At 72.6% G+C, this 14,248-nt stretch carries 15 protein-coding genes and 1 pseudogene; 12 read left to right on the top strand and 4 right to left on the bottom strand.

Going from position 1 to position 14,248, the window contains the following annotated elements:
- Positions 1–24: 24 nt before the first annotated feature.
- The 7 genes from G7070_RS17245 to G7070_RS17215 all read left to right on the top strand — a co-directional run bounded on the left by G7070_RS17245 (position 25) and on the right by G7070_RS17215 (position 7,947).
- Positions 25–1,680 (top strand): TIGR04028 family ABC transporter substrate-binding protein, encoded by a 1,656-nt coding sequence (locus G7070_RS17245; RefSeq protein WP_166234769.1) that lies wholly within the window; start codon positions 25–27, stop codon positions 1,678–1,680.
- Positions 1,677–2,624 carry an ABC transporter permease gene (locus G7070_RS17240; RefSeq protein ID WP_166234767.1) on the top strand — a complete coding sequence of 316 codons (948 nt, stop codon included), beginning with the start codon at positions 1,677–1,679 and terminating at the stop codon, positions 2,622–2,624. The genes G7070_RS17245 and G7070_RS17240 overlap by 4 nt, the downstream gene beginning before the upstream one ends.
- Positions 2,621–3,508, top strand: coding sequence for an ABC transporter permease (locus tag G7070_RS17235; protein WP_166234765.1), 888 nt, complete (start codon positions 2,621–2,623; stop codon positions 3,506–3,508). Before G7070_RS17240 ends, G7070_RS17235 begins: the two co-directional genes overlap by 4 nt.
- Positions 3,505–5,160 carry a dipeptide ABC transporter ATP-binding protein gene (locus G7070_RS17230; RefSeq protein WP_166234764.1) on the top strand — a complete coding sequence of 552 codons (1,656 nt, stop codon included), beginning with the start codon at positions 3,505–3,507 and terminating at the stop codon, positions 5,158–5,160. The genes G7070_RS17235 and G7070_RS17230 overlap by 4 nt, the downstream gene beginning before the upstream one ends.
- A gap of 14 nt (positions 5,161–5,174) precedes the next feature.
- Positions 5,175–6,197 carry a putative FMN-dependent luciferase-like monooxygenase gene (locus G7070_RS17225; RefSeq protein ID WP_166234763.1) on the top strand — a complete coding sequence of 341 codons (1,023 nt, stop codon included), beginning with the start codon at positions 5,175–5,177 and terminating at the stop codon, positions 6,195–6,197.
- Between the two features lie 579 nt (positions 6,198–6,776).
- Positions 6,777–7,388, top strand: coding sequence for an alkylhydroperoxidase domain protein (locus G7070_RS17220; protein ID WP_166234762.1), 612 nt, complete (start codon positions 6,777–6,779; stop codon positions 7,386–7,388).
- A 1-nt stretch (position 7,389) separates the two neighbouring features.
- Complete coding sequence (locus G7070_RS17215) at positions 7,390–7,947, top strand: NAD(P)H-dependent oxidoreductase (RefSeq protein WP_166234761.1); 558 nt, start codon at positions 7,390–7,392, stop codon at positions 7,945–7,947.
- 223 nt (positions 7,948–8,170) lie between these two features.
- On the opposite strand, the gene G7070_RS17210 is transcribed toward G7070_RS17215, so the two are convergent.
- Positions 8,171–8,563 carry a nuclear transport factor 2 family protein gene (locus G7070_RS17210; RefSeq protein WP_166234760.1) on the bottom strand — a complete coding sequence of 131 codons (393 nt, stop codon included), beginning with the start codon at positions 8,561–8,563 and terminating at the stop codon, positions 8,171–8,173.
- A gap of 86 nt (positions 8,564–8,649) precedes the next feature.
- Here G7070_RS17210 and G7070_RS17205 point away from each other — a divergent pair, with 86 nt between their 5' ends.
- A complete protein-coding gene (locus G7070_RS17205; protein WP_166234759.1) occupies positions 8,650–9,021 on the top strand; it encodes a winged helix-turn-helix transcriptional regulator in 372 nt (123 codons plus the stop codon).
- A gap of 43 nt (positions 9,022–9,064) precedes the next feature.
- Here the strand turns inward: G7070_RS17205 and G7070_RS17200 are convergent, their stop codons facing one another.
- Positions 9,065–9,934, bottom strand: coding sequence for a fumarylacetoacetate hydrolase family protein (locus G7070_RS17200; RefSeq protein WP_166234758.1), 870 nt, complete (start codon positions 9,932–9,934; stop codon positions 9,065–9,067).
- Positions 9,935–10,057: 123 nt separating this feature from the next.
- On the opposite strand from G7070_RS17200, the gene G7070_RS17195 reads away from it, so the two are divergent.
- The 4 genes and pseudogenes from G7070_RS17195 to G7070_RS17180 form a co-directional block, all read left to right on the top strand.
- Positions 10,058–10,456, top strand: coding sequence for a cupin domain-containing protein (locus tag G7070_RS17195; RefSeq protein WP_166234757.1), 399 nt, complete (start codon positions 10,058–10,060; stop codon positions 10,454–10,456).
- A gap of 34 nt (positions 10,457–10,490) precedes the next feature.
- On the top strand, positions 10,491–10,889 hold the full coding sequence (locus G7070_RS17190) for a RidA family protein (protein WP_166234756.1): 399 nt from the start codon (positions 10,491–10,493) through the stop codon (positions 10,887–10,889).
- A 19-nt stretch (positions 10,890–10,908) separates the two neighbouring features.
- Positions 10,909–12,282 (top strand): TIGR00366 family protein, encoded by a 1,374-nt coding sequence (locus G7070_RS17185; protein WP_166234755.1) that lies wholly within the window; start codon positions 10,909–10,911, stop codon positions 12,280–12,282.
- Between the two features lie 35 nt (positions 12,283–12,317).
- Positions 12,318–12,890: pseudogene (locus tag G7070_RS17180) on the top strand (GntR family transcriptional regulator); the annotation flags it as partial.
- Positions 12,891–13,067: 177 nt separating this feature from the next.
- Here G7070_RS17180 and G7070_RS17175 read toward each other — a convergent pair.
- Complete coding sequence (locus G7070_RS17175; RefSeq protein WP_166234754.1) at positions 13,068–13,709, bottom strand: Pr6Pr family membrane protein; 642 nt, start codon at positions 13,707–13,709, stop codon at positions 13,068–13,070.
- Between the two features lie 46 nt (positions 13,710–13,755).
- Positions 13,756–14,220 (bottom strand): ribose 5-phosphate isomerase B, encoded by a 465-nt coding sequence (gene rpiB, locus G7070_RS17170; protein WP_166234753.1) that lies wholly within the window; start codon positions 14,218–14,220, stop codon positions 13,756–13,758.
- Positions 14,221–14,248 lie beyond the last annotated feature (28 nt).

Here is a 14,248-nt window from a genome sequence, read left to right as displayed (position 1 = left end):
CGGCTGCCCGAAAGGCGCTCACCCATGCCTCGCTTCTCCTGGAAGAATCCGCTCCTCGCCCTGACCGTCGCCGGCGCCCTAGCCCTCACCGGCTGCGGCCAGGGTGCGGGGTCGGCCCCGACGGCGAGCGCCTCGGACCCGGTGACGGGCGGCGTCCTCACCTACCTGGACGCCCAGCCGCACACCAGCCTGTTCCCGCCCTCGGGCGGCTTCTACCCCAACGGCGGCCTGGTCAACCAGATCACCGACCGGCTGGTCTACCAGGACCCCGCCACGCTGGAGTTCCAGCCCTGGATCGCCACCTCGTGGGAGGTGAACGCCGACGCCACGCGGTACACGTTCACCCTGCGCGACGACGTGACGTTCTCCGACGGCACCAAGCTGGACGCCGCCGCGGTCGCCAAGAACTTCGACCTGTACGGCAGGGGAGACGCCGCCCGCGCGCTGCCGGTGTCGGAGGCCGTCAACAACTACGACCGCTCCGAGGTGATCGACCCGACCACGGTCGTGTTCCACTTCAAGGCGCCGGCGCCGGGCTTCCTGCAGGCCACCTCCACCATCAACTCCGGGCTGCTCTCGCCGGCCACCCTGGACGGCGACTTCACGTTCTACGGCGCCGGCAACGGCACCAAGGTGATCGGCAGCGGCCCCTTCGTGGTCGCGTCGGAGAAGATCGGTGCCGAGGTGGTGCTGAAGGCCCGCCCCGACTACCACTGGGCGCCCAAGGCCTCGGCGAACCAGGGCCGCGCGTACCTCGACGAGATCCGCTACGTCGTCACGCCGGAGGCCGGCGTCCGGGTCGGCGCGCTGACCAGCGGCCAGGCCGACATCGCCCGCCAGATCGCCGCCCCCGACGAGGCCGTGGTCACGGCGTCCGGCGCGCACCTGGTCGCCGCGCAGACCCGCGGTGTGAACAACGCGTTCTCCCTGCGCTTCCGCAACGCGACCCTGTCCGACATCCGCGTCCGGCAGGCCCTGACCCTGGGCACCGATCGGCAGGAGATCGTCGACACCCTGTTCACCGACAACTACCCGCTCGCCACCGGCGTGCTCGGCAAGACCGCGCTCGGGTACGAGGATCTCTCGGCCAAGCTGACCCACGACCCGGCCAGGGCCCGCGCCCTGCTGGACGAGGCCGGCTGGACCCCCGGGCCCGACGGCATCCGCGTCAAGGACGGCCAGCCGCTGAAGCTGGTGGTCAACGAGGCCGCGCCGCAGCCGCGCTCCTTCGACGTCACCACCCTGGTCAGCCAGCAGTGGAAGCGGGACCTCGGCGTCGACCTGCAGATCCTGCGCGCGGACGCCGGCACCTACACCAAGGCCGTGAACGACGCCGACCAGGTGCAGGTCAACCACACGATGGTGGGCCGCGCGGACCTGGACGTCATCAAGAGCAACTACGCCGCCAAGAACCGCAACACGCTGCTCAACCGCAACCTGACCGACAACACCATCGGGGATCAGAAGCTCGAGGACCTGCTCGCGGCCGTCGCCGGCACCCCCGACCCGGCCGCCCGGATCCAGGCCAGCCAGGCGGTGCAGGAGTACCTGATCGACCAGTCCTACGTCATCCCGCTGTTCGAGGAGCCGCAGGTCTTCGCCACCACCGACGCCGTGCACGGCTTCGGCACCGAGCCCATCGGCCGCCCGTCGTTCTACAACACCTGGGTGCAGCGATGACCGCCCGCGCCCTCGGCTCCCGCGTCGGCCAGGCCGTCCTGGTCCTCGCGCTGGCCTTCACGCTGGCGTTCATCCTGCTGCAGGCGCTGCCCGGCGACGCCGTCCTGATCAAGTTCGAGAACCCCGAGCTGGGGCTCTCGCCCGAGGAGATCGCGGCGATCCGCACCAGCTACGGCGCCGACGTCCCCTGGTGGCAGGCCTACCTGCACACGCTGGCGGGCTTTCTGCGCGGCGACTTCGGGTTCTCGATCCAGAACGGCGCCGGCGTCGCGGGGCTGCTGGCCGAAGTGCTGCCGCAGACCGTCACCCTGTCGGTGCTCGCCTTCGCGGCCGCCGTCGTGCTGGCCGTGACCGTGGCCCTCCTCGCCACGTGGGCGCGCTGGACGTGGCTGCGGAACGCGCTGGCGTCCCTGCCGTCAGTGTTCGTGTCGGTGCCCACGTTCTGGCTGGCGATGGTCCTGATCCAGATCTTCAGCTTCCGGCTGGGGCTGGTGAAGGTCATCGGCGCCGGCCCCGTGGAGGCGCTCATCCTGCCCGTGCTCACCATCGCCGTGCCGATCAGCGCCCCTCTGGCGCAGATCCTGGTCCGTTCCATCGAGGACGTGCAGCGCCAGCCGTTCGTCAGCGTGGTCCGCGCCCGCGGCGCCTCCCGCTGGTGGGTGCTGACCCGCAACGTCGCCCGCAACGCGCTTCTACCCACCCTCACCATCGCCGGCGTGCTGTTCGGCGAACTGGTGGCCGGCGCGGTCGTCACCGAGACGGTGTTCGGCCGCGCCGGCATCGGCCGGCTCACCGAGCAGGCCGTGGCCAACCAGGACGTGGCGGTGCTGCAGGCGATCGTCGTGCTGTCCGCGGCCGCGTTCGTGACCGTCAACCTCCTGATCGACCTGCTCGGGCCCCTCGTGGACCCCCGACTGACCAAGGAAGTGGGGCTGGCCGCATGAGCACCAACGTCCTCACCCGTCAGCCGCTCGCCGCCGCCGGTGGGCGTCCCCCCACCGCGACCTCTCCGGCCCGCGCCCGCCGGCTGCCGCGGTTCCGCCCGTCGGTCGTCCTGGCCGTGGCCGTGCTCCTGGTCGCGGTGGGCTTCGCCGTGGCCCCGGGGCTGTTCACCAGCGCCGACCCGCTCGTCGGCACCGCCCGGGAGTCGCTCCGCCCGCCCAGCGCCGCGCACTGGTTCGGCACCGACGCGACGGGCCGGGACGTGTTCACCCGCGTCGTGTACGGCGCGGTGCACTCCCTGGGCGGCGCCCTGGTCGCCGTGTCGGTCGGCCTGCTCGCCGGGACGCTGCTGGGCCTGCTCGCCGGCTCGATCGGCGGCTGGGTGGACGCGGTGCTGATGCGCGTGGTGGACGTGCTGCTCGCCATCCCCGGCCTGCTGCTGGCGCTGAGCATCATCATCCTGCTCGGCTTCGGCACCACCAACGCCGCCATCGCCGTCGGGGTCACCTCCGTGGCGACCTTCGCCCGGCTCGCCCGCTCCGAGGTGATCCGGGTGCGCCGCACCGACTACGTCGAGGCCGCCTTCGGCTCCGGCGGCACGTTCGGGGCGGTGCTGTGGCGCCACGTCCTGCCCAACTCGCTCACCCCGGTCATCGCGCTGGCGGCCCTGCAGTTCGGCTCGGCGATCATCGCGATCTCCACCCTCGGCTTCCTGGGCTACGGCGCTCCGCCGCCCACCCCGGAATGGGGCCTGCTCATCTCCGAGGGCCGCACCTACGTCGGCACCGCCTGGTGGCTCACCACGCTGCCCGGCCTGGTCGTCCTGCTCGTCGTCCTGTCCACCAACCGCCTCAGCCACGCCCTCGCGAAGGGAGCCGCACGATGACCGCCACGCTCGCCACCCAGCCCCGCATCCAGCAGCCGACGCCGCCCCCGGCGCGCACCCCCGTGCTCGCCGTGGAGGACCTCGTGGTCTCCTACGAGTCCGGACGCCGCCGCACCCAGGTCGTCCACGGCGTCAGCTTCGCCGTCGGCGCCGGCGAGGTCGTGGCGCTGGTGGGGGAGTCGGGTTCCGGCAAGACCACCACCGCCCAGGCCGTGATCGGTCTGCTGGCCGAGAACGGCCGCGTCGAGGGGGGCCGCGTGCTGCTCGGCGCCGACGACCTCAGCGGGCTGAACGACAAGGCGCTGCGGGGCATCCGCGGCCGCAGGATCGGCCTGGTGCCCCAGGACCCGAACAACTCGCTGAACCCCCTCAAGCGCATCGGGGACAGCCTGTCCGAGGCGCTCCGCATCCACGGCTGGGGCAGCCGGCAGGCCATCGACGCCCGCGTCCTGGAACTGCTCGAGCGCGTCGGCATCGACGATCCGGCGCGCCGGGCGACGCAGTACCCCCACGAACTGTCGGGCGGCATGAAGCAGCGCGTCCTGATCGCGGCCGCGATCGCGCTGGAGCCCGAGCTGATCATCGCCGACGAGCCGACCTCGGCCCTCGACGTCACGGTGCAGCGCCGGGTCCTGGACCTGATCGACGACCTGCGCCGCGAAACCGGCGCCTCGGTGCTGCTGGTCACCCACGACCTGGGCGTCGCCCGCGAGCGGGCGGACCGGATCGTCGTCATGCGCGACGGCCGGCTCGTCGAGCAGGGACGCACCGCCGACGTCACCGCCCAGCCGCGCGATGGGTACACGCGCACCCTGATCGCGGAGGCCGCCGTGTTCTCCGGCGGCGCGCCCCGGCGCACGGACCCCGCCCGGCTGGCGTCCGCCCCAGCCATCGAGGTGTCCGGGCTGGTGCAGGAGTTCGGCGGCGGCCGCGGCCGGACGCCCTTCCGCGCCGTCGACGGCGTCAGCCTGAGCGTCGCGGCGGGCACCACCCACGCGATCGTGGGGGAGTCGGGCTCCGGCAAGACCACGACCGCCCGCGCGGTGCTGGGCTTCCACCGCGCGACGGCCGGCAGCATCGAGGTCGCGGGCGTGGACGTCGCGGCGCTGCGCACCGGCCGCGCGATCCGCGACTTCCGCGGCCGGGCCCAGCTCGTGCTGCAGAACCCCTACTCCTCGCTGGATCCGCGCCAGCGGGTCTCGGACATCATCGCCGAGCCGCTGCGCAACCGCGGCGTCGCCGACCGCGCGACCCGCGCAGCCAGGGTCGCGGAGTATCTCGACCGGGTGGCGCTTCCGGCCACCCTGGCCGACCGGCTGCCCCGCGAGCTCAGCGGCGGCCAGCGGCAGCGCGTCGCGATCGCCCGCGCCCTGATCCTCGAGCCCGAGGTGGTCGTCCTGGACGAGCCCGTCTCGGCGCTCGACGTCACCGTGCAGGCCCAGATCCTGCGGCTGCTCGCCGAGTTGCAGGAGCAGCTGTCGCTGACCTACCTGTTCATCTCCCACGACCTGGGCGTCGTGGCGCACCTGTCCGACACCGTGTCGGTCATGCGGCGCGGTCGCGTCGTCGAGCAGGGCCTCACCCACGACGTCTTCACCGATCCCCAGTCCGCCTACACCGCAGAACTCCTGGCCGCCATCCCCGGCCGCTGACGAAAGGAAACCCCATGACCGCCCTCGGCTTCTTCACACGCCTGCTGGACGACGCGCCCGCCGGCCAGCGCTACCGCAACGCCGGCGAGCAGATCCGGCACGCCGAACAGCTCGGCTTCGCCACCGCCTGGGTCGCCCAGCACCACTTCCACGGCCCCGAGGGGGGCCTGCCCTCGCCGCTGGTCTTCCTCAGCCACGTCGGGGCGCTCACCTCGACGATCCGGCTCGGCACCGGCGTCATCACCATCCCCATGGAGGATGCCGTCCGCACCGCCGAGGACGCGGTGGTGCTCGACGAGCTCACCGGCGGACGCCTCGAGGTCGGCATCGCGACCGGCGGCAACCCGACCTCGTTCGGGGCGTTCGGCCTCGACTTCGCCGACCGGCACCAGATCAGCAACGACAAGCTGGCCACGCTGCGCGCCGCCTGGCGCGGCGAGCCGATCAACGGCACCGCCAACGTGCTCTACCCGGCGGCGTCCGGGCTGGAGGACCGCGTCTGGCAGGGCACCTTCTCCGCGTTCGGCGGCGACCGGGCCGGCCAGGAGGGCGACGGGCTGATGCTCTCGCGCACCCAGCCGCGTCCCGACGACGCCCCCGACGCCACCCTCGCCGACCTCCAGCTCCCGATCGTGGACGCCTACCGGGCGGCCCTGCCCGCCGGGCGCGCTGAGCGCATCCTGGCGTCCCGGACGATCTTCGTCGCCGACACCACCGCCGAGGCCCACCGCTGGGCGGAAGCCGGGCTGCGTGCCGCCGTCGCGAAGTCGCCGCGCACCTTCGGCGCCCGCGCCGCCGCCGACGCCCCGATCGAGGACCTGATCGCCGCCACCGACTCGTTCGTGGGCAGCCCCCAGCAGGTCGCCGAGGCGCTCGCCGCCGACGCCACGCTGTCCCAGGTGACGGAGGTGTCCGCCCAGGTGCACTCGGTGGACGCGCCGCACGCGCAGGTGCTCCGCTCGCTGGAGCTGCTCGCCACCCACGTCGCGCCCGCCCTGGGCTGGAACGGCGCCGACGCGGAGCGGAGCGCGGCATGAGCAGCGACCTGATCGACCGCGTCGCCGGCATCGCGCCCGGCTCCCCCCTGGACGCCGCCCGCGCCGCTCGCCCCATCGCCCGGGCGGAGGTGCAGGCCGCCGAGGAGGCCCTGTTCGGCGCCAGCACCGAGCGGGTGTCCCTGCGGGACCGCGACCTGGTCGCCGCCTTCGCCACCGGCCTGATCGACCCGGACGGCGCCCTGGCCGAGCACCGGCTGGCCCGCCTCGAGGCGTCCGACCGCGACCTGGTGACCGAACTGATCGCCGACGCGGCGCAGGAGGGCCCGTGGGGGACCTACCGCGAGCCGGGGCTGGTGCTGGAGAGCAGCCCGGGTGAGTCCTGGGCGGCCGACGCGGCGGCGCGCGCGCTGCTGGGCCACCCCCTGACCGCGGTGCTGGAGCACGCGCACCTGCTGCTGCTGCACCCCGGGACGCCCGCTCCGCCGCGCTCGCCCGGCTCGTCGAGGCGGGCTGGGAGCGTCCCGACATCGTCACCTGGAGCCAGCTGGTGTCCTTCATCGCGTTCCAGGCCCGGCTCGCCGCCGGGCTGGGCGTCCTCGCCGAGCAGGAGAACTGACCATGATCACGACCGCCACCCACCTCAACCACGAGCCGGAGATCGTCCGGCCCTGGGCGTTCACGGCCAAGCAACTCGAGTGGGTGCCGTGGCTCGAGCCGAGCGCCGCCGAGGACCTGACCCCGGAGCAGATCGACGCGCTCGTGCAGCCGCAGCGGGCCGGCAGCCCGTACTTCCGGCTGCTCGCCGACGACCCCGACATCCTGCAGGCGCGGACGCGGGCCGACCTGGAGATCTTCCAGGCGCCGGGCGGCCTGCCCCGGGCCGAGCGCGAGCTCGCCGCGGCGGCCGTGTCCCGGGTCAACGGGTGCGTCTTCTGCGCGTCGGTGCACGCCCGGTTCGCCGCGCACTTCTCCAAGCGGCCCGACGACGTCGACGCGCTGCTGCGCGAGGGCACGGGTGCCGACCTGGGGGAGCGCTGGGACGCGATCGTCGAGGCGTCCGCCGCCCTGACGGCGACGCCGGTCGCGTTCGACGCCTCCCACGTGGCCCGGCTGCGCGAGGTGGGCCTCGACACTCAGGAGATCAGCGACGTGCTGCACGCCGCCGCGTTCTTCAACTGGGCCAACCGGCTGATGCTGAGCCTCGGCGAGCCGGAAGTGCCGCGGGGCTGACGTGGCGCGCATCCTCTCCGTGCTGAGCGCGCCCGGGCCCGGGTCGCGGACGGACGCCGTGGGCGTCCGCGCGGCCCGGCGCCTGGCCGGGCTCGGCCACGACGTCACCGACCTCGCGATCCGCGACCTGCCCGCCGACGCGCTGCTGTGGCGCGACGTCGGGCACCCCGCGGTGGCCGCAGCGCTGGACCGGGTCGAGCACGCGGACGCCCTGATCGTCACCTCGGCGGTGTACCAGTCCTCGTTCACCGCCCCGGTGAAGGCGTTCCTGGACCTGTTCCCGATGAACGGACTGCGCGACAAGTTCGTGCTGCCGTTCATGGTGGGCGGCTCGGCCGGACACGTCCTCGCCCTGGACTACGCGCTCCGCCCGGTCCTGCAGAGCCTGGCACCCACCCACGTGGCGGCGGGCCGCTACATCCTCGCCGCGGGGGTGCTGCTGGACGCCGAGGGCCGCGTCGGGTTCGAGGAGTCCGCAGCCGCCGACATCGACCGGGCCACCGCCGACTTCGCCGCCCAACTGGGCGGCCCCGACCGGGAGCTGCGCTGGGCGTCCTGATCCTGGCAGGCCACCCGCACCCCGGATGCGCACGCGTCCTCGGGCGGCGACCGCCCGCCCACACGCGCGGTGGGGCGCCCGCTGCGAACGAGTCGCCCGCGTTGGGAACGAGCCGCCCGCGCTGGGAACGAGCCGCCCCCCTCCGGTGCAGATGCCCCCGTTGCAACGGGGGCGTCTGGGCTGAAAGGGGGCGGCTTCGGCGGGCAACCCGCCCGCCCGCGACTCAGGCCGGATTCCAGAACCGATCCTCGGCGGCCTGGTCCTCGCTGATCAGCCAGACCTCCTGGATCCGGTCGTCGACCACGCGGTACACGTCCGCGCCGCGCTGATCCAGGGGGTCGCGTCCGGGACGCTCGGCCCGGAACGTCACGGTGGTCACCACCAGGTCGCCCGCGGGGAGCGCCTCATCGGTCGCGAGGGCGAACGTGCCGCCGCTCAACTCCATGAACCGGCCCAGGTGGGCCAGGATCGCGTCGGGGCCCACGTGGTCGCCCGACAGCACGTTGGATCCGGGCTGGTGCCACACCGCGTCGGGGGCCAGCACCGCACGCACCCCGTCCAGATCGCCCGTCGCCATGGCCGCCCCGTACCGCTGCACCGTGTCCATCGCCGTCATCGTCGTTCCTCTCCTCGTGAAGTTGTCTGCGACGCTAACGACCGGCAGGGTGGTTACCTCAACGTGCCTGCCACCAGGGAGGGAGCATGCCGAGCTTCACCGTGTTCTCCGCGAGTTGCCCGTCGCGGGTGTCGCTGGCGCGGATCGCCAACAAGTGGACGGCCATGATCGTCGTGCTGCTCCACGAGCGGCCGCGGCGCTTCGGCGACCTGCACCGCAGCATCGAGGGCATCAGCCGCAAGGTGCTCACCGACACCCTGCGGGCGCTGGAGCGAGACGGCATGGTGCGGCGCGCGCCGACCGCGGACGGCGTCGAGTACTCCCTCACCGACCTCGGCCGGACGCTGCAGGCGCCCCTGCAGGCGCTGCGGGAGTGGGCCGAGTCCCACGTCGAGGACGTCCGGGCGGCGCAGGATCGCTACGACCTGGCCGCCGAGGAGGCCCTGCTCGGGCCCTGACCCGCCACGGCGCGTGGCCCGGCGTCTCCGGTGGGCGGGGGAGTCACCAGGTGGGCAGCGCCGCCCGCCCGCGGACGACGCGGTTGCGCAGCGTCCCCACGCCGGTGATCGCGACCTCGACCACGTCGCCGTCGGCGAGCAGGCGGGGCGGGTCGGAGAACATGCCGACGCCGCCGGGCGTCCCGGTCACCACCACGTCGCCCGGACGCAGCGGCATCACCGTGGTGATGTGGGCCAGCAGTTCGCCGATGCCGAACACGAGGTCGGTGAGCGGGGCGTCCTGGCGGACCTCGCCGTTCACCCGGGTGGTCAGCCGGACGTCCTCCAGCGGGCCGACCTCGTCGAGGGTGACCATGGCCGGGCCGAACGCACCGGTCGCGACGAAGTTCTTGCCGGCCGTCCACTGCGGGGTGGCGCGCTGCCAGTCGCGTACCGAGAAGTCGTTGTAGGGCGCTACCCCGGCCACGTGGGACAGCGCGTCCGCGGCCTCCACCTGGTAGGCGAGTCGACCGATCACCAGGGCGAGCTCACCCTCGTAGTCGAACCACTGCGCCACGGAGGGGAAGATCGCCTCCCCGCCGTGCCCGAGCTGGGAGTCGGCGACCCGGAGGAAGAGCGTGGGGGCGTCGGGCTGCTGCCGGCCGGTCTCGGTCGTGTGGTCGGCGTAGTTGACGCCCACGCAGACGATCTTGCCCGGGTCGGGGACGACCGGGGCGAAGGTCACGGCGTCCACGGGGAGCCGGGTGGCGTCGCTGGGGACCTCGGTGGGCAGGACGCCGGCGGCGATCGCGGCGCGCAACGAGTCGGCGACCCCGGAACCCAGGGCGGTGGGGCCGAGCAGGGCGATCTCGTGGGCGAGCAGGGCGCCCCACTCGAGTTCCCCGGACGGCAGGCGGACGGTGCTGAACTGCATGGCGCTCCTCACGTCGTTATCGAAACGTCACCGTGCTCCCCCTTGCGGAGGAGATGTGATGTTTGATCATATATCACTCAGCGGGGAGGCGCCCCGCAGCAACGTGCCAACGGAGGTACCGCCATGGCTTTCAACCCCGAGGGTCCCATCGACAAGGAGATCTTCACCGCGACCGACGACCTGGAATGGGAGGAGAAGTCGCTGAAGGGGTGCTACGAGAAGCGCCTGTTCAGCCACCCCGAGACGGGGGCGACGATCTCGCTGATCAAGTTCGACAAGGGCGCGGGCATCCCGATCGAGCACGAGCACGCGTCCAACCAGTTCATGTTCCTGCTCTCGGGGCTGTACGCCTACCCGAACTCGAACATCACCATGAAGCCGGGCGACTTCTACGGCAACCAGCTCGGGCACCTCCACGGCCCGACGATCGCGCTGGAGGAGAGCGTGATGCTCGAGATCTACGACGGCCCGCACTATCCGAGCCGCCCCGAGTTCTACGACAACGACGACGACGCGCGCTGACCGCGCCCGCCACACGACAAGGAGAAACGTAACGATGGACGTCCAGGAGATCATCTCGGACAAGCTCGCCGCCCCGCTGGGGATCTACTCCCAGGGGATCAAGGTGACCGCGCCGGGCAGCATGGTGTTCCTGTCCGGCTTCACCTCCCGGGACGCCGCGGGTAACGTCGTCGGCGTCGGCGACATCGAGGCGCAGACCCGCAACGTGCTCGAGAGCATGCAGCACGCGCTGGCCGAGGCCGGCGCGACCCTCGCGGACGTGGTCAAGATGACGCTCTACATCCGCGACATGAACGAGTTCAGCAAGATCCACGCGGTCCGCGCGGAGTTCTTCACCCAGCCCTACCCGGCCTGCGCCATGCTCGAGGTCTCGCGCATGGTGAGCCCGGAGTCCCTCATCGAGATCGATGCCATCGCAGTCCTCGCCGACTGACGGTTCACCAAGGATGACCATGACCACTTCCACGGACGCTCGCGCGACCAAGCGCGGCCCGATCCTGCGGATCGCCGACGCGACCAACTCCTTCGTCCACCGCTTCCTGCCCGACCCCTACGTGATCGGCGCCCTGCTGATCGCGGTCATCTTCCTGTGGGGGATCGTCGCGACGCCCACCACGCCGGCCCAGATGATGAAGTACTTCGGCGACGGCGCCTGGAGCCTCGTCGGGTTCGCGATGCAGCTCAGCGTCGTCATCGTGACGTCGCAGGCGCTGGCCAACACCCCGCCGGTCGCCCGCGTGCTGGCCCGGGTGGCCACCGTCCCGAAGACGCCGGCCCAGGCCGCCCTGTTCGTCGCGCTGTTCACCGCGGCCATCTCGGTGCTCAACTGGGGCGTCGGCTTCGTCGCCGGCGTCATCCTGGCCCGCGAGATCAGCCGCCGGATGACCGGCGCGCACTTCCCGCTGCTCGCCGCTGCCGCCTACGCCGGCTACACGGTGTGGTCGGGCGGACTGTCGTCCTCGATCCCGCTGACGCTCAACACCAAGGGCCACCCGCTGGAGAAGATGACCGGCCAGGTGCCGCTCACCGAGACGATCTTCTCGCCGACCAACATCGCGGTGGTGGTCGCCATGGCGATCGCCTACGCCCTGGTGGCGCGGTTCATGACGCCCTCGAAGGCCGAGGCGGTCGGGCTGCCGCCCGAGTCGCCCGAGGCGGTGGCCTCCGACGAGCCGGAGAAGAAGGAGGGCACCTTCGCCTCGATGCTGGAGCACAGCCGCGTCCTCTCGATCGGGCTGGGCGTCCTGGGTCTGGTGTGGTTCGTGATGTCGGTCGCCACCGGGGGCCTGAACGCGCTCAACCTCAACCTGGTGAACCTGCTGATCCTGTCGCTGGGTCTCATGCTGTACAAGGGCGTCGTGCCGTACCTGCGCGCCGCCGAGGACGCCGGACGCGCGATCATCCCCATCGTGATCATCTACCCGCTGTACGCGGCGATCTCCTCGATGATCACCAATTCCGGGCTGGGCGAGATCATGACCCAGTTCTTCGCCGGGATCGCCAACGCGCAGACGTTGCCCGTCATCACCTTCCTGACCGCGGGCCTGATCAACGTCTTCGTGCCCGCCGACGGCGGCCACCTGGTGCTGCAGGGCCCGATCTTCCTCGAGCTCGCCCAGCAGTTCGGGGCCGACCGGGGCATGGTCGTCACCGCGATGGCCATGGGCGCCAACTGGACCAACCTGCTGCAGCCCTTCTGGGCGCTGCCGCTGCTGGCCATCGCCCGGCTCGGGATCCGCGACATCATGGGCTACTGCTTCGTGATGCTCGTGGCCGGCGGCCTCGTGGCCTGTCTGGTCTTCGGGATCGCGCCGCTGATCCTGTGAGTCGACCCCCGCACGGCAAGGGGCCGGATCGTCCGATGCGACGATCCGGCCCCCGCTATGCTCGCGACGTCCGCCCCACCGAGCTGTCGCCCGAAAGGACGCCCATGCTGCCGCGAACTCTCGCCGACCACGTCGCGGCCGAAATGCACGCCGCGATCCTCAGCGGGGAGTTCCCCGCCGGGAGCGCGCTGCGCATCAACGAGCTGGCGGCGCGGTTCGGCACCAGCCCGATGCCGGTCCGCGACGCGCTGCGCCAACTCGAGGGCCGCGGCATCGTCGAGATCGCCCCGCACCGGGGCGCGCGCGTCCTGGACCTCAGCGCGGACGACCTCGCCGACACCTTCGCCACCCGCGCCGAGATCGAGTCGCTCGCGGTGCGGCTCGCCACCCCGAAGCTGACCCCCGACGACCTCGCGGACGCCGCCGCCGCGCTCGCCCGCCACGTGGACGCGCTGGAGCGCGGCCAGGTCGAGGAGGCGCGCGAGGCGCACCACGGGTTCCACTTCGCGCTGTACCGCGGCGCGCAGTCCGAGTGGCTGCTGCGAGCGATCGAACCGGCCTGGCGCAACAGCGAGCGCTACCTGTTCGCGGCGCCGGAGGGCGACGTGGACCACGCGGCGACGCAGGCCGAACACGAGGGGATCCTCGCCGCGTGCGCGCGGGGGACGCCGCCGCCGCGGCCGAGGCCACCCGGCGCCACATCGAGGGCGCGGGCCGCCGGATCCGGACGCTGCTGGCGCACCGCGTCCGCCCGGAGGAGTCGGCCTGAGCCCGCGGCGTCCGGGTCAGGCCGGCGCGACCGGCGTCCCCGGCTCGCGCGCAGCCCGCCCGGCTCGCAGGTTCCCCAGCGCCCGCACGCCGAGGGCGGCCGTCGCGATGACCACGGCCACCAGCGCGCACGAGAGCGCGACGGCGCCATAGCCGCCCGGCCCGCGCGGGTCCAGGAACGGATAGGGGTACCAGTCCACCAGCGGCCCGCGCAGCAACGTGTAGGCGAGGTAGGCCACCGGGAAGGCGAGCCAGGCGGGCACGACGCGCCAACCCAGCCGCGCGGTCGGCGGGAAGGCCAGCCAGTCCACGACCGCGAGAACAGGCATCAGGATGTGGAGCGCCAGGTTGCCGTAGGCGGGTGTCTGGACGTCGACGTCGCGCAGCAGCAGCGCGTAGACGACGCCGGTGGTGACGAGGTACGTGGTCGCGGCGCCGCGCACCGCGTCCGGGACGCGCCCGAGGAGGCAGGCCCCGTACACCGCCGCGCCGAACACGTTCGACAGCACCGTGAAGAAGGAGAAGTGGTTCGCGGGCGCGAACGCCGGCCCGACTGTTCCGATGATGTAGCCCTCGGCCGAGACGACGAGGACGACGGCCAGAAGGCGTAGCCAGCGGGCGGATCGCCCGGGTTGTGCGAGGTGCCCGGGGTCGGTCATGCGGCATTCAACCACGCGCGCCCCGACCCCGGGAAGACGTCTCGCGTCACCGCGTCGCGGCGGCGATCTCCTCGTCCTCGATGCCCGCGATGATCTGGAAGCGTTCGGCGAAGATGCCGCCCTTGAACTCGGCGCCGAGGAAGGCGTCCGCGATCGCGCAGCCCATCTCCGGACCGACGACGAACGCGCCGAAGGCGATGATCTGGCTGCCGTTGTGCTCGCGGGTGTGCTTGGCCGTGAACGGCTCGGAGCACACCGCGGCCCGGATGCCGCGGACCTTGTTGGCCGAGATCGAGATGCCGATGCCCGTCCCGCAGATCAGGACGCCGCGCTCGACCTCGCCGTCGCGGATGAGGTGGGCCACCTTGCGGGCGTAGTGGGCCGAGTACTCGGCCTCGCCGCTGCCGTCCCAGCCGACGTCGGTGACCTCGTGGCCCGCGTCCCGCAGATGCTGCGCGACGATGTTCTTCAGATCGATGCCGGAGCTGTCCGAGCCGATGGCGACCAACATGTGCTTCCCCTTGTGTGTGTCCGGCGAG

This window comes from Propioniciclava coleopterorum (genome assembly GCF_011393335.1).
GTDB classification, from domain to species: domain Bacteria; phylum Actinomycetota; class Actinomycetes; order Propionibacteriales; family Propionibacteriaceae; genus Propioniciclava; species Propioniciclava coleopterorum.
Note: the sequence above shows the minus strand (reverse complement) of the source record. Positions and strands in the feature narration are given on the sequence as shown.

Bases quoted from the DNA above. Each gene is read 5' to 3' on its own strand.
- G7070_RS17245 (WP_166234769.1), top strand. From the start codon at position 25: ATGCCTCGCTTCTCCTGGAAGAATCCGCTCCTCGCCCTGACCGTCGCC.
- G7070_RS17240 (WP_166234767.1), top strand. From the start codon at position 1,677: ATGACCGCCCGCGCCCTCGGCTCCCGCGTCGGCCAGGCCGTCCTGGTC.
- G7070_RS17235 (WP_166234765.1), top strand. From the start codon at position 2,621: ATGAGCACCAACGTCCTCACCCGTCAGCCGCTCGCCGCCGCCGGTGGG.
- G7070_RS17230 (WP_166234764.1), top strand. From the start codon at position 3,505: ATGACCGCCACGCTCGCCACCCAGCCCCGCATCCAGCAGCCGACGCCG.
- G7070_RS17225 (WP_166234763.1), top strand. From the start codon at position 5,175: ATGACCGCCCTCGGCTTCTTCACACGCCTGCTGGACGACGCGCCCGCC.
- G7070_RS17220 (WP_166234762.1), top strand. From the start codon at position 6,777: ATGATCACGACCGCCACCCACCTCAACCACGAGCCGGAGATCGTCCGG.
- G7070_RS17210 (WP_166234760.1), bottom strand. From the start codon at position 8,563: ATGACGGCGATGGACACGGTGCAGCGGTACGGGGCGGCCATGGCGACG.
- G7070_RS17205 (WP_166234759.1), top strand. From the start codon at position 8,650: ATGCCGAGCTTCACCGTGTTCTCCGCGAGTTGCCCGTCGCGGGTGTCG.
- G7070_RS17200 (WP_166234758.1), bottom strand. From the start codon at position 9,934: ATGCAGTTCAGCACCGTCCGCCTGCCGTCCGGGGAACTCGAGTGGGGC.
- G7070_RS17195 (WP_166234757.1), top strand. From the start codon at position 10,058: ATGGCTTTCAACCCCGAGGGTCCCATCGACAAGGAGATCTTCACCGCG.
- G7070_RS17190 (WP_166234756.1), top strand. From the start codon at position 10,491: ATGGACGTCCAGGAGATCATCTCGGACAAGCTCGCCGCCCCGCTGGGG.
- G7070_RS17185 (WP_166234755.1), top strand. From the start codon at position 10,909: ATGACCACTTCCACGGACGCTCGCGCGACCAAGCGCGGCCCGATCCTG.
- G7070_RS17175 (WP_166234754.1), bottom strand. From the start codon at position 13,709: ATGACCGACCCCGGGCACCTCGCACAACCCGGGCGATCCGCCCGCTGG.
- rpiB (WP_166234753.1), bottom strand. From the start codon at position 14,220: ATGTTGGTCGCCATCGGCTCGGACAGCTCCGGCATCGATCTGAAGAAC.